The sequence below is a fragment of the Carboxydocella sporoproducens DSM 16521 genome (assembly GCF_900167165.1).
In the GTDB taxonomy this organism is placed as follows: domain Bacteria; phylum Bacillota.
Map to the genome: position 1 here is coordinate 1 of NZ_FUXM01000040.1, position 21,425 is coordinate 21,425.

24 protein-coding genes are annotated in these 21,425 nt (G+C 52.8%); 1 reads left to right on the plus strand and 23 read right to left on the minus strand.

What is annotated here, in order from left to right; genetic code table 11:
• Nucleotides 1-343: 343 nt before the first annotated feature.
• The 7 genes from B5D20_RS11405 to B5D20_RS11435 all read right to left on the minus strand — a co-directional run bounded on the left by B5D20_RS11405 (nucleotide 344) and on the right by B5D20_RS11435 (nucleotide 6,801).
• A complete protein-coding gene (locus B5D20_RS11405) occupies nucleotides 344-1,213 on the minus strand; it encodes a M50 family metallopeptidase (RefSeq protein WP_078666358.1) in 870 nt (289 codons plus the stop codon).
• A gap of 15 nt (nucleotides 1,214-1,228) precedes the next feature.
• Entirely contained in the window at nucleotides 1,229-2,053 is an 825-nt protein-coding gene (locus B5D20_RS11410; RefSeq protein ID WP_078666359.1) for a M23 family metallopeptidase, read from the minus strand.
• Between the two features lie 58 nt (nucleotides 2,054-2,111).
• Complete coding sequence (locus B5D20_RS11415) at nucleotides 2,112-3,023, minus strand: FUSC family protein (RefSeq protein ID WP_078666360.1); 912 nt, start codon at nucleotides 3,021-3,023, stop codon at nucleotides 2,112-2,114.
• Nucleotides 3,020-3,730: a c-type cytochrome gene (locus B5D20_RS11420; RefSeq protein WP_078666361.1), complete on the minus strand. Its 711-nt coding sequence runs from the start codon at nucleotides 3,728-3,730 to the stop codon at nucleotides 3,020-3,022. The genes B5D20_RS11415 and B5D20_RS11420 overlap by 4 nt, the downstream gene beginning before the upstream one ends.
• Nucleotides 3,723-5,330, minus strand: coding sequence for a sensor histidine kinase (locus tag B5D20_RS11425; protein WP_078666362.1), 1,608 nt, complete (start codon nucleotides 5,328-5,330; stop codon nucleotides 3,723-3,725). Before B5D20_RS11425 ends, B5D20_RS11420 begins: the two co-directional genes overlap by 8 nt.
• Before the next feature lie 91 nt (nucleotides 5,331-5,421).
• Nucleotides 5,422-5,841 carry a ferritin family protein gene (locus B5D20_RS11430; protein WP_078666363.1) on the minus strand — a complete coding sequence of 140 codons (420 nt, stop codon included), beginning with the start codon at nucleotides 5,839-5,841 and terminating at the stop codon, nucleotides 5,422-5,424.
• A 102-nt stretch (nucleotides 5,842-5,943) separates the two neighbouring features.
• Nucleotides 5,944-6,801, minus strand: coding sequence for a nitrilase-related carbon-nitrogen hydrolase (locus tag B5D20_RS11435; protein ID WP_078666364.1), 858 nt, complete (start codon nucleotides 6,799-6,801; stop codon nucleotides 5,944-5,946).
• Nucleotides 6,802-6,842: 41 nt separating this feature from the next.
• Here B5D20_RS11435 and B5D20_RS11440 point away from each other — a divergent pair, with 41 nt between their 5' ends.
• Nucleotides 6,843-7,508, plus strand: coding sequence for a GNAT family N-acetyltransferase (locus tag B5D20_RS11440; RefSeq protein ID WP_078666365.1), 666 nt, complete (start codon nucleotides 6,843-6,845; stop codon nucleotides 7,506-7,508).
• Here the strand turns inward: B5D20_RS11440 and rodA are convergent.
• The 16 genes from rodA to B5D20_RS11520 form a co-directional block, all read right to left on the minus strand.
• On the minus strand, nucleotides 7,505-8,638 hold the full coding sequence (rodA, locus tag B5D20_RS11445) for a rod shape-determining protein RodA (RefSeq protein ID WP_078666366.1): 1,134 nt from the start codon (nucleotides 8,636-8,638) through the stop codon (nucleotides 7,505-7,507). The genes B5D20_RS11440 and rodA overlap by 4 nt on opposite strands.
• Before the next feature lie 94 nt (nucleotides 8,639-8,732).
• Nucleotides 8,733-9,017 carry a cell division topological specificity factor MinE gene (minE, locus tag B5D20_RS11450; protein ID WP_078666367.1) on the minus strand — a complete coding sequence of 95 codons (285 nt, stop codon included), beginning with the start codon at nucleotides 9,015-9,017 and terminating at the stop codon, nucleotides 8,733-8,735.
• Nucleotides 9,018-9,041: 24 nt separating this feature from the next.
• Nucleotides 9,042-9,836, minus strand: a complete 795-nt coding sequence (minD, locus tag B5D20_RS11455; protein ID WP_078666368.1) for a septum site-determining protein MinD — start codon at nucleotides 9,834-9,836, stop codon at nucleotides 9,042-9,044.
• Between the two features lie 23 nt (nucleotides 9,837-9,859).
• The gene (minC, locus tag B5D20_RS11460) at nucleotides 9,860-10,273 is read right to left on the minus strand and encodes a septum site-determining protein MinC (protein WP_078666369.1); all 414 of its coding nucleotides are present in this window, start codon (nucleotides 10,271-10,273) and stop codon (nucleotides 9,860-9,862) included.
• A gap of 94 nt (nucleotides 10,274-10,367) precedes the next feature.
• Nucleotides 10,368-12,380: a penicillin-binding protein 2 gene (mrdA, locus tag B5D20_RS11465; protein WP_078666370.1), complete on the minus strand. Its 2,013-nt coding sequence runs from the start codon at nucleotides 12,378-12,380 to the stop codon at nucleotides 10,368-10,370.
• Between the two features lie 18 nt (nucleotides 12,381-12,398).
• Nucleotides 12,399-12,908, minus strand: a complete 510-nt coding sequence (gene mreD, locus B5D20_RS11470) for a rod shape-determining protein MreD (protein WP_078666371.1) — start codon at nucleotides 12,906-12,908, stop codon at nucleotides 12,399-12,401.
• The gene (mreC, locus tag B5D20_RS11475) at nucleotides 12,908-13,735 is read right to left on the minus strand and encodes a rod shape-determining protein MreC (protein WP_159071920.1); all 828 of its coding nucleotides are present in this window, start codon (nucleotides 13,733-13,735) and stop codon (nucleotides 12,908-12,910) included. Before mreC ends, mreD begins: the two co-directional genes overlap by 1 nt.
• A 24-nt stretch (nucleotides 13,736-13,759) precedes the next feature.
• Nucleotides 13,760-14,779, minus strand: a complete 1,020-nt coding sequence (locus B5D20_RS11480; RefSeq protein WP_078666373.1) for a rod shape-determining protein — start codon at nucleotides 14,777-14,779, stop codon at nucleotides 13,760-13,762.
• 15 nt (nucleotides 14,780-14,794) lie between these two features.
• The gene (gene radC, locus B5D20_RS11485) at nucleotides 14,795-15,484 is read right to left on the minus strand and encodes a RadC family protein (protein WP_078666374.1); all 690 of its coding nucleotides are present in this window, start codon (nucleotides 15,482-15,484) and stop codon (nucleotides 14,795-14,797) included.
• Between the two features lie 48 nt (nucleotides 15,485-15,532).
• Entirely contained in the window at nucleotides 15,533-16,120 is a 588-nt protein-coding gene (locus B5D20_RS11490; protein WP_078666375.1) for a Maf family protein, read from the minus strand.
• Nucleotides 16,121-16,130: 10 nt separating this feature from the next.
• On the minus strand, nucleotides 16,131-16,388 hold the full coding sequence (locus B5D20_RS11495) for a DUF4321 domain-containing protein (protein WP_078666376.1): 258 nt from the start codon (nucleotides 16,386-16,388) through the stop codon (nucleotides 16,131-16,133).
• Between the two features lie 80 nt (nucleotides 16,389-16,468).
• A complete protein-coding gene (gene aspA, locus B5D20_RS11500; RefSeq protein ID WP_078666377.1) occupies nucleotides 16,469-17,878 on the minus strand; it encodes an aspartate ammonia-lyase in 1,410 nt (469 codons plus the stop codon).
• Nucleotides 17,879-17,978: 100 nt separating this feature from the next.
• Nucleotides 17,979-18,497, minus strand: a complete 519-nt coding sequence (locus B5D20_RS11505) for a CGGC domain-containing protein (RefSeq protein WP_078666378.1) — start codon at nucleotides 18,495-18,497, stop codon at nucleotides 17,979-17,981.
• Nucleotides 18,494-19,285, minus strand: coding sequence for a class I SAM-dependent methyltransferase (locus tag B5D20_RS11510; protein WP_078666379.1), 792 nt, complete (start codon nucleotides 19,283-19,285; stop codon nucleotides 18,494-18,496). Before B5D20_RS11510 ends, B5D20_RS11505 begins: the two co-directional genes overlap by 4 nt.
• A gap of 101 nt (nucleotides 19,286-19,386) precedes the next feature.
• The gene (locus B5D20_RS11515) at nucleotides 19,387-20,028 is read right to left on the minus strand and encodes a redox-sensing transcriptional repressor Rex (RefSeq protein WP_078666380.1); all 642 of its coding nucleotides are present in this window, start codon (nucleotides 20,026-20,028) and stop codon (nucleotides 19,387-19,389) included.
• Nucleotides 20,015-21,340: a bifunctional folylpolyglutamate synthase/dihydrofolate synthase gene (locus B5D20_RS11520; protein WP_078666381.1), complete on the minus strand. Its 1,326-nt coding sequence runs from the start codon at nucleotides 21,338-21,340 to the stop codon at nucleotides 20,015-20,017. Before B5D20_RS11520 ends, B5D20_RS11515 begins: the two co-directional genes overlap by 14 nt.
• Nucleotides 21,341-21,425: the final 85 nt, after the last annotated feature.

A 21,425-nucleotide genomic window follows, 5' to 3' on the forward strand; every position in this document is an offset into this window, starting at 1 on the left:
CGTTCCCGTCTGCGTCGAGGTCCTCGACGTACCTCCAGTACGCCTGCGGCCTCTCCTTGCCGGCGCCTTGTCATACTCGCTTCTAAAAAACCTCAGTAAGCTCGGTTGATTATCGACTTCGCATTACTGCGTCATCTGCTCGTCTCTAACCAACCTCAGTATGACTGCTGCCCGGGTTCGAACTTCGAACTTCGTACCTCGAACTTCGAATCTCGTATCAGCGACGTTAGTTATAATATCACATCGGCAGCGTTTTTGTCAACAACCAGTTTTTATTTTTCTCGCGCCCTGCAGTGCTGTCTGCCGGGCGCTTGCTTATATTAACACATCTTAAATTCATCTGTCAACACCTTTTTATGATTTTTTTTAGCCGTGTTTCTCCCTCACCATTTAGCAGTATATCCAATAACTCGTGTTCCTTTATCCAGTAACAGCAGCTGTCTTCTTCATCAATTACACACACCAGATTGTATCCGCCTGCCCGCAATTTTTCCACCAGTTCTAGTACCGTTAACTGCGAACCTGCTACCAGCACCTGGCCTTCTGCCAGCATGAGATTTTGCTCGATTCGGTGTCTTTCCAGAAGCGTTCTCCAGATTAAATAGGGTGTAGAGGCTTTTTCCTTCCGAGCTGTATATAGAAGAAAAAAGGCCACCAAAAAGAAATCCAGACCGGTTATGCCCAGATAAAGGCCAACCAGGCCCAGTAGCATAAGGCTCAAAGCCAGTCCACTGCTGAGATATAACGTCAGTTCAGTTGCCCGTTTCAAACCTAATTTTGTGGCCAGTAGTGCCCGGTGGATTCTCCCCCCATCCAGGGGTAAAGCAGGCAAAAGATTAAATACCAGCAACAATACATTAATTCGCCAGAAGTATTGCAGGCCAGGCCAATCATAGTCCACCTCCTGGGGTAAACCCAGCTTTTGGCCTGCGAAGAACAGAATCAGCAAGTTAAAATTAAAGGCTGGCCCGGCAGCAGCTATTATAATATCAGTAAATGGCTTAAGCTCCAGAGGGCCTTCCAGGCGTGCCACTCCACCTACCGGCAACAGCTCTATCTCTCTGACTCGAATCCCCAGCAGCCTTGCTACGAGAGCATGGGCCAGCTCATGGCCTGTTACCAGCAAAAAAACCAGCAAAGCCTTGTACAACAGCCCGGTAAAAAAATAGAAGGCCAGGAGGGCCAGAAACCAGGGATTGATCCTGAAGCGCATCTGTATCCCTCCCGGCTAGATGTTGTCTTTCCCCAGTTTCTCCAGGGGGTCAATTACCTGCCCTTTCTCAGAAAGCTCAAAATGCAAATGGGGCGTATCGGTCACCCCGCTTTGACCCACTGTGCCGATGACCTGGCCTGCCTCTACCCTGTCTCCCATTTTTACCTTGATTTCATCCAGATGGGCATAATAACTGCTCCAGACCTCATCGTGTTTGATCATTACATATTTGCCATAAACCCTGTCCTCGCCGGTTTTAGTGACAGTACCGGCCAGAACAGACTTCACTTCCGTCCCTGTCGGAGCCAGAATATCTATCCCCTGGTGGAATCTGGGATAATCACTGTTGGGCTCCATCACCCAGCCAAATTTTTTGCTGATCTGACCGGAAAGGGGAAGCACAAAGGTTTGGTTGCTTACGGCCGGTTTAGTCTCCTCAGGTTTGGTAGTTAGGGCAGTTAATGCCGGCCATTCGTTAAATTCACCGCTTAGCACCACCTTGACGATGCGCCCCAGTACTGGTTCCAGTTCAGTATCAGTGTTAAGCAGATACCTGATAGCTGCACTAGCACTCTGACTGAGGGGATCCTGCCGGTCATTAACTCCGATGGCTACAGCAAAAATCAGGAGGGCCAGTATCGATTGAATTAAAAGCCTGTTGGCCAGCAAACGCTGGTACCAGGGACGCTGCGGACCAAAACCGCCGCTCCAGGTGAAAATACCAGAGCTTCTGCGCCCTGGCGGTTGCCGGTAATAGCGTTCCTCCGGGCGGGCCCAGTAGAACTTTTCCCTTTCCTCTATTTCTTCCTGCCAGCCCTGTTCATTGCGTTTATAGCGCATAAACAAGCACCCCCATCTTCATTTCACAATAATGAATATGGGGGCCAGTCCTGTTTTATTACAATTTTTGCAGGTCACGGGCAATTTGCAGTAAAGTCTGCCAGCCCAGGGTCGTTGTAGTCCCATCAGCCTGTGCCGCTTGTTCCGCCAAATAGCGAAGATCTATTGACTTGAGACCGGGGCGCTGGTTTACGGCAATGGCCCTGGCAGCCTGCCTGAGTTCTTCTCCGACTGCCCTGAGAATAACTTGCCCTTCCGGCCACAGGCCAATCCGTTGCAAAATGAGCAAATTATGATAGATGCTTTCCACGGTATCAAACCAGAGCTGCCAGTGGTCATCTCCCAGCAGTTTTTGTTCCATTTCCCGCCGGTTTTCCTGCCAGAAACGCCAGGTGCTGCTGATTTTCTCCCCCAGCTGGCGCCATTGTTTCCACCCGGCTTCTTCTCCTTGCCCTGTAGTAGTTGCCAGCTGCTGCACAAGTTCTGCCATCTCCAGTAATACTTCACTCAACCGGGTGCGTACCACTTTCTCCAGGCGTGGTGGCCATAACAGGGCATTGACCAGCCAGGCTACAAAAATGCCCATCATAGTATCGAGAAATCTTCCCCAGGCAAAAACCCAGGGGTGGGTAGCCTGTTCCAGCACTACTGCTGTTAGAACTATCCCGGCTATGCTGATGGATTCCACCAGCCCCAGGAGATTACAGAGATAAATGGTCACCAGCAGCCCCAGGCCCAGGGCCCAGGGAGTGCTGCCCAGGCTGATGGCAGCCAGCGCCCCCGTAATGGCACCTACCACTGTTCCCAGCAGGCGGTTGATGCCCGCATCCAGGGAACTGCCCAGAGTTGATTGCATGACGACAATAACAGCGATTACCGCATAAAAAGGATAATCCAGATGAAAAATTCGGGCTATAACCATCGTCAGCGCTGCAGCTATTGCTGTTTTAATAATCCGTTTACCGATCACTGTTTCGCCTCCAGGTACTTGATCATTACTGCCATTTCCTTTTCCGTTAGCGGGATGACAGGCATCATTCCCTGGGACTGCCCGCTCCCGGAAAGTTTGGCTTTCAGCCCGGCAGCACCATTGCGCTGATAGGCTTCTCGCAAATCAGGGCCAATTTCCCCTCCTGTCCCGTCCAAACGATGGCAGAGTAAACATTGCTTATCGCGAAAAATAGCAGGTATTTGCTGGTTTTCCATCTCAGCCGTCCTATCTTTGCCCTGCAGCAGCCCTTGCTCCAGGAAGTACTCCATCAGCCTCTGGGTCTCTTCTTCCCCCAGGGGTACACTCACCATCAGCTGGTTCGCTGGCCTTTTCAACAGTTGCTTGAGCCGCTGCGGTGTGTAATCCCGCAAAAGCTGGGAAAGATCGGGAGCTATCTCTCCCCCCTGACCCTGCCAGCGATGGCAGTTCAGGCAAAAGTGTTCCAGCACCTCTCTGCCATCCTTGAAGGAAGGAGTCCGGGGCCGGACCATGGCTTTCAGCTCCAATCCCTGGTACAGCTGCCAGCCAATAGCCCCCAGGGGCAAGAGGGACAGAATCAGCATGGCCAGACCGAAGATCTGTTTTCTATCTTTCCCGAACAAAGCAAATCCAAGAAAAACCAGGCTGTTTAATAGTACAATGGCCAGGGAAAGCAGGGCCAGTTGCAGAAAAAGGGTATTACTCATGTTCCCACCTCCCGGCCAGGCGTATTACAGTCCCCTGTCCTGGTTCACTTTCAATGGTAAATTCCAGTCCGGCTTCTGCTGCCCGCTCTGCCATAATGGAAAGCCCGTAGGAGTTGGCTCCGGTCTGCTCCAGGTCAAAGCCCTGGCCATTATCAGCCAGCATCAACCACCAGCGCTGTTCCGCACAGCCCAGGCTGATATCCACCCGGCTGGCCCGGGCATGTTTGGCCACGTTATGCAGGGCTTCCTGCACAATCCGTACCACCTGTTGATAGGCTTTCGCCGGCAGCCGGGGTTCCTGGCCGGAATGATGGAGCTCCACTTGCAGGCCGTGGCGGCGGCCAAATTCCTGCCCATAGGAACGGAGAAAGGTCAAAAGTCCCTGGGTTGCATTAGTTGCTTTTAAGCTCCAGATAAAACTGCGCACTTCCTGCCAGAGGTCTTCTACTACCCCTACCAGTTCCGCAATCTCTGCCGCCGCCTCCTGGTGCCCCTCTAGAGGCAGGCATCGTCCCAGCTGATTCAACCTGATTTTGATATAAGCCAGTCCCTGCGCAATGCCATCGTGCATCTCCCTGGCTATTCGCAATCTTTCCCCGGCCAGGGCATTTGCTTCCTCATCCTGCCGCAGGCGCAGGTTATCCAGCAACAGGGCCAGGTTTCCTGACAGGGCCTGGATCACATAGGAACTTTCCCGTCCCGGCATCTGCTGCCAGCGGGCCACCAGCACCCCCTGTACTTTACCCCGGCTGAACAGGGGAAACAGTTCATATGTTGCTTCCTCAGCCGGCCACTGCCGGACCTGATTGGTTTCCGCTGCCCGCCAGACCTGAGGCCAGAGGCTGTCCCAGCTCTGCCAGCTATCCTGTTCAGGCAGCACCAGCCAGTTCCAGTTATCATCTTCCATTTTACCAGCTACCGCCAGCCCGGAGCAACCGGCCAGGGCCGCAAAATCCGCCAGCAGGCCGGCCAGCTGCTGATTTAGCTGACTATAGGTCAAGAGCTGCTGGCTTAAGGAGGCCAGCTGTGCTGTCAGTCGGTTTTTTTCCTCCAGCCGCTTTAAAAACCAGGCAATCAAGGCCAGCACCATCAGAGAGGAAACTAATCCCAGAACAGCTAGAACCAGGAGGCGTTCCCGGCGGTTTTTACTTGCCTGGCTGGCATCCAGCTGGATTTTGAGAGCAGCAATGGGAAAATGCCCCACATGCAGAGGGGCAATCAGCTCCTGCTGTCTCCAGGTGCTGCTGCCAGATTTCAAATCCATAAGTTCCAAAGTTGATACCGGCCGGCCGATCTGAGTGCGGTCCGTCGCCGCCACCACAAAATATTTTCCGTGAATGGGTGCCAGGAGCTGGATCTCCCTCAGTTCCGGATTCAGCTCCTGCAGGGAACGGAACAGCTGGTTATAACGGACTGTTTCCCGTAAATCCGCTTCCGTATTAACCTCAGCATCAATGGCCCGTACCAGGCCCAGCAGCTGGCTTTCCCGCTGCTTGCTTTCCCCTTCACCCCAGAGAATATTGATGAGGGCAAGAATAGTCCCCTGTATAATCAGAATACCAGCAGCTGTCAATAGTAATATGCGTTTCTTAGTAGTCATAAAAAACCCCCCTCAGGCAGTAATTCCTGCCCAGGGGGAAAAATCCTTTTGCCAGATTGAGAATAGTCCAAAAATAGTCCAATCGGACCGGTTAGAAGGTCAGCAGATAAATGAGGCGCAGGGCATGTTCAATTTCATCATTCATAATCCGGAAGAAAATATCCCGCAAATAATAGTTATGAGTTGCGAGATACAGTTCCCGATAAAATTCCACTGCGTCCGTTTCCGCTTTCAGGCGCTGCCGCAGGGCTTCCGTATATTCCCCTACCTGGGGCGGCTGGGGTTCAGGGGGTGGATTCATTCCCGTCAGTTCTTTGTAAACCATTTCCAGAGTGTGAGCGTGACAGTGCTCATCCCTGGCCATGTTTTTAATAATCTGTCTGGCCTCATCGGTAGGAGCTTTTTCTGCCAGCTGGTCATAGTACATGCCATCGGTGTGTTCCATTTTTATGGCTTCATAAATTTTTGTTGCCAGTTCATGGTATTCATGACAACCCATTGCAGGATACATAGGATAAGCCTCCTCTCAAAATCTTCGGCTAATCCAGTGTATCCCTTTTGGTTTTCTTGCGTGTCACCCTTTTAAAAAATAGGCAAAAGCCCAGGTATCATGTTATAATTTCCTTACTGGTAGCTGCATTAAATCCTGGCGCCGCACATCCCAGGGCCTGACACTGCCCTGCTGGCGACTGGCCCGAATTTGAGCTAGAGGCAGTTCCGCGATCAGGATCTGTTCCAGGCCAGGCTGACCTTCAGCCTGGATGCCCCGGGGTGGAAAACCGAGATCACAGGGGGTAAGCAGAGCCGCCCGGCCATGATGCTGTTCCAAACCCGGCACTTCCGGTAAAAAACCAATGGTAGGGCTGGCCACCACCCCTAGCTGCAATTCCACTGCCCTGGCCTGCAGACAGTAGCGCACGCGCCAGAAACCGGCCTCATCTTCCGTACAGTAGGGGCAACAGAGCAAGTCGGCCCCGGCCTCAGCCAGCGCTGCTGCAACTGTGGGAAACTCACTGTCATAACAAATCATCACTCCCACGGTGGCGTCTGGCAGGCTGGCCAGTACCAGCTCCTCTCCCGCAGTCAATTGCCAGTATTCCTGCTCCCAGGGAGTCAGGTGCAGTTTGGCCTGGGTCAATAGCCCTTTACCGGGTACAGCCAAATGGCAGACATTATAAAAGGCCTGTCCCTGGCGTTCTATCTGGCTGCCGGAAATGATCGCAATCTGATAAGCCTCGGCCAGGGTTTGCACCAGCTGGCGAAAGGGTTGGCTGTATTCTGCCCAGTGAAAGGGCATGTCCCGTTCCTGTTTCAGGTTATGCCGGGCCAGTAAGCCCCCGGTTACATATTCCGGAAACACCACCAGCCGGGCCCCGCTCTGGGCAGCAAAAGCTATCGTCTGACTATACTTTTTCTCAAACTCAGCCCAGGTTAATGGCTGCATCAACCACTGTACTGCTGCGATTTTCACCGTTCTTTCCCCTTTACTTTAAAACTAAGGAGGCAGGTAGCATGAAACTAACCCGTCTGGTCCCTACTGACCAGGGCTTTCGCCCGCTCGTGATTCGCAATTACACCCTGGCTGATATTCCCCAGCTGATCGACATCCAGCGGGAGTGTTTCCCGCCCCCTTTTCCCTCGGAACTGTGGTGGAATGAAGAGCAATTGACCAATCATGTCACTATCTTTCCCGCAGGCGCCCTCTGTGCGGAAATCGATGGCCAGCTGGTAGGGTCCATGACCGCCGTTCGCACCATGTTTGATCCCGACCAGCCGGAAAACTGGGCCACTGCTACTGACCAGGGCTATATCAAAGGCGCCTTTCATCCCCAGGGTAACGCCCTGTATGTAGTGGATATCAGTGTCCGCCCCGGCTGGCGCAAAGCGGGAATTGGCCGGGCCCTGATGGAAGCCATGTATGCCACCGTGGTTCACCTTGGGGTAGAGAGGCTGGTGGGAGGTGGCCGCCTGCCTGGTTATCATCACTACCAGGACCAGCTTAGTGCCCGGGAGTATATCGACCAGGTGCTGGCAGGAAAAATTGCCGACCCGGTCATCACTTTTCTCCTTAAATGTGGCCGTACTCCCCTGGCCCTGGTCCCCGACTATCTGGAAGATGATGAATCAGGCAATTACGGCCTGTTAATGGAATGGCGTAACCCCTTCCTCCAGACCTAAAACAGGATTTTCTGCCGGCGCATATAAATACTCTGCAAAATTCCTATACCCAGCATATTGGCCAGGAGATTGCTGCCCCCATAGCTGAAAAAGGGCAGCGGTATACCGGTGATGGGCATGATGGAAATAGTCATGCCCACATTTTCCAGAATATGAAAGAGGTACATGGATACGACACCGGCTGCCATGGTCACTCCGTAAATATCCCGGGCCTGGGCAGCAATGCGCAGGCCCCGGAATACCAGTAAAAAGAGAAGGATCAACAACCCTGCTGCCCCGACAAAGCCCAGTTCTTCCCCCACCACAGAAAAAATGAAATCGGTGTGCTGTTCCGGCAGAAAATTGAGCTGGTTCTGGGTGCCCTGATAAAGCCCCTTGCCCCATAAACCGCCGGAGCCAATAGCGATCTGGCTCTGCCGTACATGGTAACCAGCTCCCACCGGATCCAGGTCAGGATTGATGAATATAATCAAACGCTTGAGCTGGTAGTCTTTCAGCGGCAGGTGGATATAACCCTGCAGATGGGCCCACACTCCCCCGATAGCCAGAGTCAGACCGGTGATGATGATAATAACCAGCAGCAGCGGTCTGGTGCCGGCTGCATACAACATGCCCAGGGTAATGGCAATAAACACCAGGGCTGTTCCCAGGTCAGGCTGGGCCAGGATCAGCAACATGGGAATCCCGACATGGATAGCCACCGGCAACAGGTCCCGGAAGCTGTTGAGCTGCCCCTGTTTGCGCGCCAGCAAATTGGACAGAGTTATAATAATAAAGATTTTGGCAAATTCAGAAGGCTGAACGGCCACTGAACCAAACCCTAGCCAGGACTGGGCCCCGCCTCCCACTTTCCCGGCTATCTCCACCAGTAAAAGGAGAAGCAGGTTAAGACCATAAAGGTACTTGCTCATCCGCAGCAAATCCTCATAATGAATGGTCATCATCACCAGCAGGGCTACTGTACTGATAATCGCCCAGATCGCCTGTCTTTCCACATACAGATAGGGGTTATTACCCCCGCCCTGGGTGATATGGGTGGCGCTGGAAATGATAACCAGGCCATAAATGATAATAGCATAAACTACTGCCAGCAGCACAAAATCGACATTTTTCCACAACCGTCTATCCAAAGTTTTTTACCTCCAGCTTCACTACTATCCTGTATATTTATTCCCTGAATCCCAGTTTATCATTTTTTTTAGCCAAAAAAAAGAGAAAGAGCGCTTATTCAGCGCCCACTACAGCTCCCCGTTTCATTCTCTTGACCGGAATATTGGCCACCAGAGCCACTGTGTTGTCCGGAGTGTTTTCAAAAGCCACTTCCAGGGCCTGTTCATCGATATCCACATACTTGGTGATCACCTGAATCAGGTCGGTTTTGAGGGCTTCCAGCATCTGAGGGGAAATGCTGGCCCGGTCATGTACCAGCACCAGTTGCAGGCGCTGCTTGGCAACATCCTTGCTGGCAGCGGTTTCCCTTCCAAACAGTTTATTGATAAAGTCAAACACTCTCTTTCCCCCTCTCCGCCTGGCCTATTTCATCCCGATTAATTTCTTCAGTCTGCTCATCAAGCCTTCATTTTCTTCCAGATTCATCAATGGCACATCTTCACCCAGAATCCGCCTGACGATATTGCGATAGGCCTGTCCGGCCCTGGAATTGGGATCAGTTACGGCCGGTTCGCCCCGGTTGGTGGAAACAATGATGCTTTCATCATCAGGCACCACGCCCAGCAGCTTAATGGCCAGGATATCCAGCATATCTTCGATGGAAATCATGTCCCCGGCCTTGACCATTTTGGGCCGCATCCGGTTAATAATCAATTCCGGTTCCCGCAAATTATGAGCTTCCAGCATGCCAATAATGCGATCTGCATCCCGGACTGCCGAAACTTCAGGGTTTGTGACTACAATCGCTTTCTCAGCTCCGGCAATAGCGTTCTTGAAGCCTTGTTCAATTCCAGCCGGGCAGTCGATAATAACATAATCGAATTCCTCTTTCAGTTCTGCGGTCAGGGCCCGCATCTGCTGTTCATTAACAGCGGTCTTATCCTTGGTTTGAGCGGCAGGCAACAGATAGAGGTTCTCGAAGCGCTTGTCCTTGATCAGGGCCTGCTTTAACTTGCATTGGCCTGTTACCACATCGACAATATCATAAACGATGCGGTTTTCCAGGCCCATCACAACATCCAGGTTACGCAAACCGATATCGGTATCCACCAGTACCACCTTTTTGCCAACAGCTGCCAGTCCGGTACCGATATTGGCCGTTGTCGTAGTTTTCCCTACTCCGCCCTTACCGGAGGTGATGACTATTACTTCGCCCATCCCTGTTCCTCCTCATTGGTATTTTAGCGTTTGAATTCCCGATTTGGCTGGTACTGTTCAATCACAACCCGCCCATCCCTGATATAGGCCATTTCCGGGACTGTCGGTTCCGGATAGTTTTCATCAGGAGCACGGGTAATCTGATCAGCAATGCGCAACTGGGTAGGCATCAGTCGAAAGGCAGTAACCACTGCCGATTGATCCCCCCGGGACCCGGCATGGACCACTCCCCGCAGGGTGCCCATAACCGCTATATCACCAGTAGCGATGATTTCTGCTCCCGGGTTGACATCGCCGATTACCACCACATTGCCATCATAATTGATTTTCTGACCGGAACGCAAGGTGCGATGAATCAACATTGTCGGCCTGCTGGCTTCCGAACCCAGATTAATATTGGAATCAAGCCTGTTGTTCCGGAAATTGAATTCCCGCATGTGAACCGTCCTTCCCCAAGATGTTCCCTCCTGGACATAACTTAAATTCTCCAAATAGCTAATAATTCCTGCCAGTGGAAGCCAAAAAAATTTCTTACTCTTCCGCACTGGTTCCGCCTTTTTTCAACATTTCCTGCGGGACCTTGAAATAGGCTGCCAGTACATCCCGGGCCACCACCCCGGCAGAAGTACCGCCATGGCCGCCATGTTCAATTATAGCGGCAACAGCGATTTCCGGCTTGTCGTAAGGGGCAAAGCCAACAAAGAGGCCATGGTTGTCCTTGCCGAAAACCTGGGCGGTTCCGGTCTTACCAGCTACCTTCACCGGGAAACCGGCGAAGCGGCCAGCTGCCGTACCGCCAGGCTGGGTTACAGCCAGCATGCCCTGGCGCAACAGGGAAAGGGTTTTATCCGAGACATTGACTTTGCGAATCAGTTCCGGTTTAAATTCCTTGAGAGTGCGGCCGGAATGGTCAACTATTTTTTTGACCAGCTGCGGACGATAGAGATAACCGCCATTGGCAATGGCTGCTACATAATTGGCCAGCTGCAGGGGAGTATACTGGTTCGACCCCTGCCCGATAGCCATATTCAGAGTATCATAGGCATGCCAGGCGGTATTGTACTCCAACTCTGCCTGGTAAGAGCGATCCAGCCGCTTTTTATCCTTTTCCTTCTGTTTCAGGATTTTGTCCTTTTCTTCCTCGGTTTTAGCCTGAGCCAGTTTGTTTTTGTACTTTTCCTCCAGTTCGGCATAGAGAGCATCATAACGCCATTTCAGCAAGCGAGTATTCAGAGCCTTTTTCCATTCCTCAGTAGGTACAGTCCCGCTGGATTCCCCCGGCAGAGTAATGCCTGTTTTTTCTCCCAGTCCGAATTCTTTGGCATAGCGGGCGATCTGGTCATTGCCCGCCGCCAGCCCCGCCGTAAAAAAGAAGGTATTGCAGGAAACCTGGATGGCCTTTTTCAAATCCACCCGGCCATGGCCGGAAATTTGCCAGCATTTGAATTTGCGATTGCCCAGCTGGTAATAGCCGGGGTCATAAACAGAAAAGCCGGGACCAATGCTGCCGGTTTCCAGGGCTGCAGCTGCAGTCACCATTTTAAAGGTAGAACCAGGAGCAAAAGGGGAAATGGCCCGGTTAAGCAAAGGCGGAAAAGGCAGTTTGTCGGAAAAGGTTGTTTCCCATTCCTCTTTGGAAATCGGCCGGTTAAAGCGATTGGGGTCAAAGGAAGGTTTGCTGGCCATAGCCAGCACTTCCCCGGTGCGAACATTCAGCACCACTACCGCCCCGCCTTTGGCATCAGGGAATTCCCGCTGCACCTGGGCCATGGTGCGGATCAGGGATTCTTCCGCTACCTTCTGCAACTGGCTGTCAATGGTGAGGATAAGGTTATTCCCTGGCACCGGCTCCACTACGCCCAGATCGCGGACGGGCCGCATACGGGCATCCACTTCCACCTGGCGGGCGCCATCCTTGCCATGTAATTCCGTTTCAAACCAGCGTTCAATACCGGTAATACCCAGTTTATCATTTAATTTATAGTCTTCTTCCGGATACTGTTCAATCATTTTTTGCAAAAATTCCTGACTGGGCTGGCGTACATAGCCCAGGACATGGGAAAGGAAATCCCCGTAAACATATTCCCGCTGGGGTTTGACCTCCACAATTACTCCCGGCAACTCCATGCGCCTTTCTTCAATTTTGGTGACTACTTCAAGGGGCACATCTTCTGCAATCGGGACCGGAACATATTTTTTCGGTTGTTGCTTGACCAGATTTTCGATATCTTCTGCTTTCCTGCCCAACAATGAAGCCAGCCGGCGAAAAACCTCTTCCTGGTCCTCTTTTTTCAAATCCACCAGGGCAACAGAAATATTAAAAGAAGGCCGGCTTCTGGCCAGAACTTTGCCATTACGGTCCATGATTTCCCCTCTGGCCGCCGTGACAGTGGCCAGCTGGATACGGTTGGACTGGGCCATCAAGGTGTATTTTTCCTGCTCGATCAATTGCATGTAGGCCAGCCGGGAAAGCAAAACCACAAAAATGATCCCGGCTATGGCCTGCATGACCCCCATCCGTTTCTCAATCCCTTTCATGGTCATGGCACCGTTCCTCCATCATCAATACTCTCTGGGCTTTAACCAGCCCGTACGGGCTGAACGGGCAAAGGGCCGATAAAAAAGCCAGGCAAAAAAGGCCGTATAGCTGGCCCTTAATAAACTATCAATGAGTGTACCTGTTCCCCAGGCATCCGCCGGATAAAAAGGGGAAACACCGATTAACAGAATCAGGTCATTGAAAAGGGCACCAAAAAAAACAAAAGTAGCCGGAATAAAGGAAATCTCTTTGTAAATTATTTGATCCAGCTCACCAACAAAATAGGCAGTCAGCCACTTGGCCAGAGCCGACAGACCGATAAAATAGCCAAAAAGCATATCCTGTAATAACCCGGCCAGCAGGCCAAACCAGGCCCCCCGCCGGCGGCCATGGTATAAGGCAACAAAAACCGTCAAAATCAGGACAAAATCAGGCCCGCTTCCATAAAAACCCAGAAAAGGCCAGAGGGATTTTTCCGCCAGCAATCCGGCCAGCAAGGACAAGAGCAGCACTAACCAGCCTGCCAACGCCATCAGCGCCGCCCCCTTACCACAAAGACCTCTTCCAGACGCAAAAAATCAGCATGGGGCTTGATCAGGGCATACTTGAAAAGCCCATCCCCGGCAGGTTTTACCTCGGTAATGGTACCAATAGGCAGCCCGGGGGGCAAATCACTGCCCAGGCCGGAAGTAATAACTTCCTGGCGGGGGAAAACAGGGGCATCTTTGGGCAGGTAAATCATGCGCAGCCAGTCAGAGCGTTCCCCTGCACCTTCTACCACACCAGGCACCCGGTTGCCCTGAATCAGGGCTCCGATAGCGCTGCGCCGGTCCAGCAGCAGCGTAACGGTAGCGGTATGTTCGGTAACCTCAGTGATTCTGCCTACCAGGCCATAGGTGCTGACTACGGCCATGCCCGGCTTGATACCATCTGCACTGCCCCGGTTGAGCATGGCCCAGCTGAACCAGCGATTGGGTTCGCGGGCAATGATATTGGCAGCCAGCAGGTCCAGGCTTTTTCCCTGCTGCCGGGCAAAACCCAGAGCTTCCCGCAAACGAACATTTTGATACTCCATTTCTCTCAGTTCCAGTACCTTTTTCTTCAATTCCGCATTTTCCTGTTTCAAACGGCGATTTTCCTCTACCAGCAGTTCCCAATCGGTAAACCGCTCACCAACAGAGACAGCCCCCCTGGTCAGGGAGGCAATGCCTGCTTGCAAAGGAGCCACCGCATCGCGCCACCAGCGTTCTAATGCCGTCAACTGGGTTCGATCGGTTGCCGTCCATTTATTCAGGAACAACAATGCCAGCACAAGCAACAGGGCCAGGAATCCCCATCCCCTGCGTCTATTCTGCCTCAAACCATTCACCTGCCTTGCCCAGCTTTAGCCACGATCCAGCACCCGGCGCCAGGTATCCAGATTTTCCAGACACTTACCTGTACCCATGGCAATAGCAGCCAGGGGCTCTTCGGCAATATGCACCGGCATGCCGGTCTGTTCGCTGACCAGCCGATCCAGCCCTTTGAGCAGCGCCCCGCCACCTGCCATCATAATACCCCGGTCCATGATATCCGCTGCCAGTTCGGGGGGAGTTTTTTCCAGGGTAAATTTAATAGCTTCCAGGATAGCTGTTACCGGCTCCGCCAGGGCCCGGGCTATTTCTTCAGAAGTAACCAGGACATTTTTGGGCAAACCGGTAACCAGGTCCCGGCCTCGCACTTCATAGGTCTCCGTCTTGCCTGTGGGATAGCAATTGCCGATATTGATCTTGATTTCTTCCGCTGTGCGTTCACCAATAGCCAGATTATAGGTGCGTTTGATGTGAGCCATGATAGCCTCATCCATCTCATCACCGCCAATGCGGATGGAGCGGCTGGTGACAATCCCTCCTAAGGAGATCACCGCCACATCAGTTGTCCCACCCCCGATATCCACCACCATATTGCCGGTAGGTTCTTCCACCGGCAAACCGGCCCCAATGGCCGCTGCCATGGGTTCTTCAATCAGGTAGGCCTCCCTGGCCCCGGCCTGCAGAGCCGCTTCTTTGACCGCCCTTCTCTCCACCGGTGTCACCCCGGAAGGGATACTGACCACAACCCGGGGGCGCACCAGGCTGGCTTTGCGCTTCAGCGCCTTGTTCATAAAATGGCGCAGCATCTCCCGGGTAATGTCATAATCGGCAATGACTCCGTCTTTCATGGGGCGAATAGCAACAATATTCCCCGGCGTCCGGCCAATCATCTGCTTGGCCTCTAAGCCCACAGCCAGAACTTTGCCTGTCTCCTTCTGGATGGCTACCACCGAAGGTTCCCGCAGCACAATCCCTTTGCCGCGCACATGCACCAGTGAGTTGGCAGTCCCCAAATCTATACCCATATCTCTGGAAAATAAGCCGAATACCATTTTTCCGTCTCCTTTCTAACTGCCTAGCAACCCTTCTTCTTTCAGGCTACAGTATTTATTATCCCCGATGATGATATGATCTAATATGACTATGTCCAGAAGCCGTCCCGCCTGCATCAATTGCCTGGTTAAATGGATGTCCTCTGTACTGGGCCGGGGGTCACCACTGGGGTGATTATGGACCAGGATTAAGGCCACGGCATTTTTGCGCAAAGCCTGTTTGAACAAGGCTCGCGGGTCTGCCAGGGCCCTGGTCATGCCACCAATGGACAATTCATCAATCCCCAGCACCCGGTTTCTCACATCCAGCAGGATCACCCGAAAATGTTCCTTTTCCAGGGCTGCCATCTCAGCCATAACCAGATCAGCGGCATCCTCAGGTCCGCTGATTACAGGTAAACGGCTGGAGGGAGCAGTAGCTACCCGGCGTCCCAGCTCAAAAGCAGCGCAAATCAGCGCCCCTTTGGCCGGGCCAATACCAGGTAAATGCAGAATGTCCTCCACCGTTTTTTTGGCCAGATTTTTTATCCCTCCGGCCTCAGCCAGCAGCCGGTGGGCCAGCTGCAAGGCCGACTCCCCTTCAACTCCGGTGCGCAAGAGAATAGCCAGCAGTTCCGCATCACTGAGGACCCGCGGACCTTGCTGGAGCAAACGCTCCCGCGGCCTTTGCTCCGGGGGTAAATGACGCATGGAAAGATTTTTCATGGCGGTCACCTCTTTTGTTTTTGTCCCGGCAACCCGGGCGGTGCCCGCTCAGCTCAAAATCCGCCAGCCTGCCTGCCGCAATAACTGCATGGTTTTGACCAGCGGCAAGCCGACTACATTGTAATAGCAACCATTGATTCTATCCACCAGTAAGCTGCCCAGACCCTGGATACCATAAGCACCGGCCTTGTCCAGCGGCTCGCCAGTGGCCACATAGGCCCTGATTTCGTTAGCAGTCAAAGGGCGAAAGGTAACCTCGGTAACGGCATAATCACTATAACAGCTCTCGCCATCAGCCCGTAACAGCACCACACCGGTCATAACCTGGTGAGGGCGGCCGGACAGGAACTGCAACATGGCCTCGGCCTCCCTGGCATTTGCGGGTTTGCCCAGAATCTGTCCCTCTAAAACTACCACTGTATCTGCCGCCAGTATGTACAGATCAGCAGGCCGCTCGGGCAATTGCTCTTGCACCGCCCGCGCCTTTCTCCTGGCCAGGTCCTGAATGGCACTGGCCAGAGGCTGAGCGGAATCCAGGGTTTCATCAATATCGGCAGTAAGGACCTGAAAATCCAGGCCCAATAGCTTTAGCAGCTGCTGTCTTCTGGGTGAAGCTGATGCCAGAACCAGTTTCACTGTATCCCTCCTACAGCTTGCGATAAGCCATATAGGCCAGAAGGGCTCCTAACAGGGTAGCGATGGAAATGCGCAATTGCAGGCCCAGGGTGATTCTAGCAAATGATAAATCCAGGGTAGTGGTGGGAAAACCGATGGATTGACTGATATTCAGGAAAGAGAGATATTCCCCCAGAATGGCACCTAAAGCGGTGCCCAGCAGGGACCCGACGATTATCAATAAAAACAGCAGCCAGGGGCTGCCCGGGCCATTTCCCTTGTATCCCACTTGATCCCGCCTCCTCTGAACAAAAGTTTATCATTAAGTAAAAAAAAGAGCAAGGGACAGCCCCTTGCCTTTCTCACTTTTTATCCCAGCAGGTGTTTGGCCGGAATCCCGGGCCTGGTCATCTCATAGGGATTCAGAATTGCTTCCAGTTCTGCCTCCGTCAGCAATCCCTGTTCTAAAATCAGCTCCCTGACCGGCCGTCCGCTGTTAATGGCCTCCCGGGCCAGACGGCTGGCTACCTCATAGCCCAGGTGAGGATTGATAGCAGTAATAATGCCCACACTGTTTTCCACCAGCTGCCGGCAGCGCTCTTCATTGGCGGTAATGCCTGCTATACACTTGTCCCGGAACACCTGCATGCCATTGCGGAGAATATCCAGGCTTTGCAGAAGATTGAAAATCAGCACTGGTATCATTACATTCAGTTCCAGCTGACCCGCCTCCGCCGCCCGGGCAATGGTGACATCATTGCCATTGACCTGAAAAGCAATCTGGTTAATTACTTCGGCCATAACCGGATTGACTTTGCCCGGCATGATAGACGAACCGGGTTGTCGGGGAGGAAGATTGATTTCTCCCAGGCCGGCCCGCGGACCAGATGCCATCAGCCGCAGGTCATTGGCAATCTTGGAAAGATTGCCGGCCAGAGTCTTTAAGTCCCCGGATAGCTCTACATAAGCATCGGTGTTCTGGGTAGCATCCACCAGGTCTTCGGCATTGCGCAAGGGCAGGCCAGTGATTTCAGCCAGGATCTCCACTGAGCGCCGAATGTACTCCGGGTCAGCATTTAGCCCGGTGCCCACTGCAGTCGCTCCCAGATTCACTTCCAGCAGGTTCTCCAGGGCCCGTTCGATCCGGATTTGGTCCCGGCGCAACATACGGGCCCAGGCCCCAAACTCCTGACCCAGCCGGATGGGCACCGCATCCTGTAAATGGGTACGACCCATTTTCAGCACATGGTCAAACTCCCGGGCTTTAGCTGCGATGGCTTCTATCAATTGATCCAGGGCCTCCAGTGTCCCCTGGGCCAGCCGGTAGGCCGCAATGCGGAAGGCCGTAGGCACCACATCATTGGTGCTCTGGGCCATGTTGACATGGATATTGGGGTGAACCAGACTATACTGCCCCTTGTTACCGCCCAGGATTTCAATGGCCCGGTTGGCAATAACTTCATTGGCATTCATATTCAGAGATGTACCGGCTCCACCCTGAATCACATCCACCACAAACCATTCCTGCCACTGCCCGGCCCTGATTTCCCTGCAGGCCTGGCAGATGGCATCTGCTACCCTGCCAGGCAGGGCACCGATTTCGGCATTGGCTCTGGCGGCTGCCTCTTTTACCGCAGCCAGAGCCACGATCAGTTCCCGGTGAGGCCGATAGCCGGTAATAGGGAAGTTCTCCAGAGCCCGGGCTGTTTGCACTCCATAGTAAGCTTCAGCCGGGATTGCCATTTCTCCTAAAAAATCTTTCTCTGTTCTGTACTGCATAATCACGCCTCCGCCCTGTTTATGTATTTTGTATACATAGACAGGCATTCGACAAATTTAGGCTTTTTCCTGCTTACTGGTCTAATAATTTCCTTATTACTCAGTGATGGGTACCTTCCACAACCCTGACGCCCTGGCCCAGAATGCCTTCCTTGATAATCTGCTTGAAAGGGCATTTGGGATAATCGCCATCCATCAGCATACAGGAACTGAGGTGAACCACATCCAGGCCATAATCCTTGAGTTTCTTGACCAGACGATAAACCCGGCGGCCGGAACAACCGCCACAGGTAAAGACGCCAATCAATTCGGCCTCAGGCCCATATTGCTCAAAATGCACTTTCCGCTTATTCCAGGCATTCATGCAACCTACACCGGGACAGGTTTCGGAAACAATATCACAGCGTACGATCGCAACTTTAGTCGGTTTCGGCTCCCCGGGTTTGGGCTCTTCATCCACTCCCGCCAGGAACTTTTCCCGGGCCGCCTTAACTTCTGCTTCGGTAATAGTACCAATACCATGTTTCTTGCAATATTCCTCGACCGCCTTTCGGGCCATGGGGCGTACGAAAAAGGGCACTTTCTCCAGGGCTGCTTCTGCTTCTTTAGTCCAGTTCATTTTGTCATCTCCTCTCCATCTACCTTGTAAGCTACAATAATCAAGTCTTTTGCTTTCAGCTCCTGATATGGTTTGCCCTGATAATCTCCATACAGCTCAATCCGGGTAAAACCCTGTGAACGAAAAACCGGTAGCAGTTCCCGGGCCAACCAGCCCCGCAGGCGGGTAGTCTCTACCTGTTGCTGCCAGGTCCCCCCCTGTTGCCTTAAGACCACCAAATTAAAATCCAGGTAGTTTTCCGGCAGGAAATCATAGAAGCGCAAAAAAAGCCTCTCTCCCTCCTGGGTTTTGCGGCTAACTGGAGCCAGAAAGCGCTCAGCCTCACTGAATATCCGCTGGTAGTTAAGCAGCTGGACCACCGCTACTCCTCCAGATTTTAATACCAGAGCGAAATCCCCGATAGTCTGTTCCAGCTGAAGGCGCTCCAGCACATGCGGCAGGCTGTTTCCCAGGCATAAAAGAGCATCAAACTTCTCTTCCCCGAACTGGCGTGCCAGCTCACCAAGGCGCAGCTGATAAAACTTCAGGTTGGGCCAGCGTTCAGCCCTGGTACTGGCAATGGCCACCATTTCCGGACTGGCATCAGTACCAGTAACCTCCCAGCCCAGTTCCGCCAGGGCCAGACCATGGTTACCTGTGCCACAGGCAGCATCGATGACCTTTTTGCCAGCCTGTTTTTGTAAAACGCCAGTAAGAAAAGGCAATTCCCGGGACAGCCGGGAAGGCCAGTCCACCATCAGATCATATTCCTCACTCAGGTTACGGTAGAAATCCTGCCGCTCTTGCATGGGCTTTCACTCCTATCCGGTTACTAAGTTCATTATACCGCTGTGGCTGTCATTAGTATGTGACCGCTCTCACAGAAAAAAAAACCGGCTGAAGCCGGTTTCTATAACAAGCCATTTTCCCGCATACAGAGATTGAAGGTCAGAATCTCCAGGGTAACGGCCAGATCAATATTGCGAATTTCCACTGCATCCGGAACCATCAGCGCTTTCGGGGCGAAATTCATAATCGCCTTAATCCCTGCTTTTACCAGCAAGTCAGCCACATCCTGGGCGATGGTGGCCGGAACAGCAATAACACCAATGGCAGCATTTTTCTTAGCGATTGTCTCTGGCAATTCCTCCATGGACTGCACCACCATGTCGCCAATGGTTTTACCGATTTTGTTAGGGTCATTATCGAAGATACCGACAATTTTAAAGCCCCGTTCCCGAAAACCCCTGTAACTGACCAGAGCCGTACCCAGATTACCTGCCCCTACTACCACTACTGGCCATTCCCGGGACAAACCCAGGATTTTCAGGGTATGATGCAGGAGATCCTTGACATTATAGCCTACACCCCTGGTACCAAATTCCCCGAAATAGGCCAGGTCTTTCCGGACCTGGGCCGGGCTCACTCCTACCCCTTCTGCTATCTCCCCGGAAGAAATGGTGACAATCCCCTTTTTGTCCGCCTGTTCCAGAAAACGAGAATAAACCGACAAACGAATAATAGTAGCCTCTGGTATCTTAAATACTTTCAACCCCGGCGCCCCCCTTTGACAATTTTTTTAACAAATAGGAGCGAGCATCAGCTATCATATACAGAGAACCAGTGATTAGTAAAGCCTGTTGTGCATCAGTGATGGCCAACCCTCGCTCTATCGCCTTTTCCACCTGTTCATATAATTCCACTCGCTTGTCCGGCAGATACTGTCTGGCCACAGCAGCCAGTGCCTGCCAGTCCCCGGCCCGGTAGCTATTGGGCCGGGTGATGATGAGATGCTGGATACAGGGTACCAGTAAAGCCAGCACTTTTTCCCTTTCCTTGTCAGCCAGCATCCCCAGAACCAGATTAAGCCTCCGCCCGGCAGTAACCAGCGGCAAGGCTTCCGCCAGCGCCTGAGCCCCGGCCAGGTTGTGGGCTCCGTCCAGAATCACCAGCGGTTGCTGGCTGATGATTTCCAGGCGGCCCGGCCAGCGGGTTTCCGCCAGGCCCGAGCGCAAATGTTCCCCCCGCCATTCTGCCCCCCGCTCCCGCAGGTGCAAGAGGGCCGCTACCGCCAGGGCAGCATTAGCAGCCTGATGGGCGCCCAGTAAAGGTACCTGGATGAAATATTCTCCCCGGGGTGTCTGTACCCGACAGGCTGTGCCGGTAGCACTCAGGTCAATGTCCCTGACCTGGATTTCCTGTCCCAGAGACCAGAGAGGAGCTGATAACTCCCGGGCCCTGGTCTGGATGATCTCCAGAGCCGTACCGCTGGCCCCTGTCACTACCGGGCACCCGGGCTTGATGATGCCCGCCTTGGCCCGGGCTATATCGGCAATGGTGGGCCCCAGATAATCCATGTGATCCATGCCCACATTGGTGATGACCACTACTTCCGGCCTAACCACATTGGTGGAGTCGATTTCTCCTCCCAGGCCTACTTCCAGTACCAGCCAGTCCACCTGCTGCCGGGCAAACCAGAGGAAGGCCAGCGCAGTGCTGACTTCAAACTCCGTGGGTGCTTCCATCCCATCTGCCACCATTTGCTCCAGCACAGGTCGTAGCCCGGTAATCAGCCGGGCTACCTCTTCTTCAGCAATAGCCTGGCCATTAATACGATAGCGCTCCGTATAGCTATGCAGGTGGGGACTGGTAAATAAGCCGGTTCTGTAACCTGCGGCCCGCAATACCGAGGCTATCATGGCTGCCGTTGAACCCTTCCCATTGGTACCACCGATATGGACTACCTTCAGGCCATCCTGGGGATTACCCAAACGGCGTAAAAGTTCCTGAATGCGCTCCAGCCCCAGATTGATGCCAAATTTTGTCTGTTGAGCCAGATAGTCCAAAGCCTCCTGATAGTTCATGCTTCTGCTCCTTGTATTTGAAATTCACATTCACTTACTTTAACATTAACTGAAAATTTTTAAAATGGCAAGAGGGGAAATATAT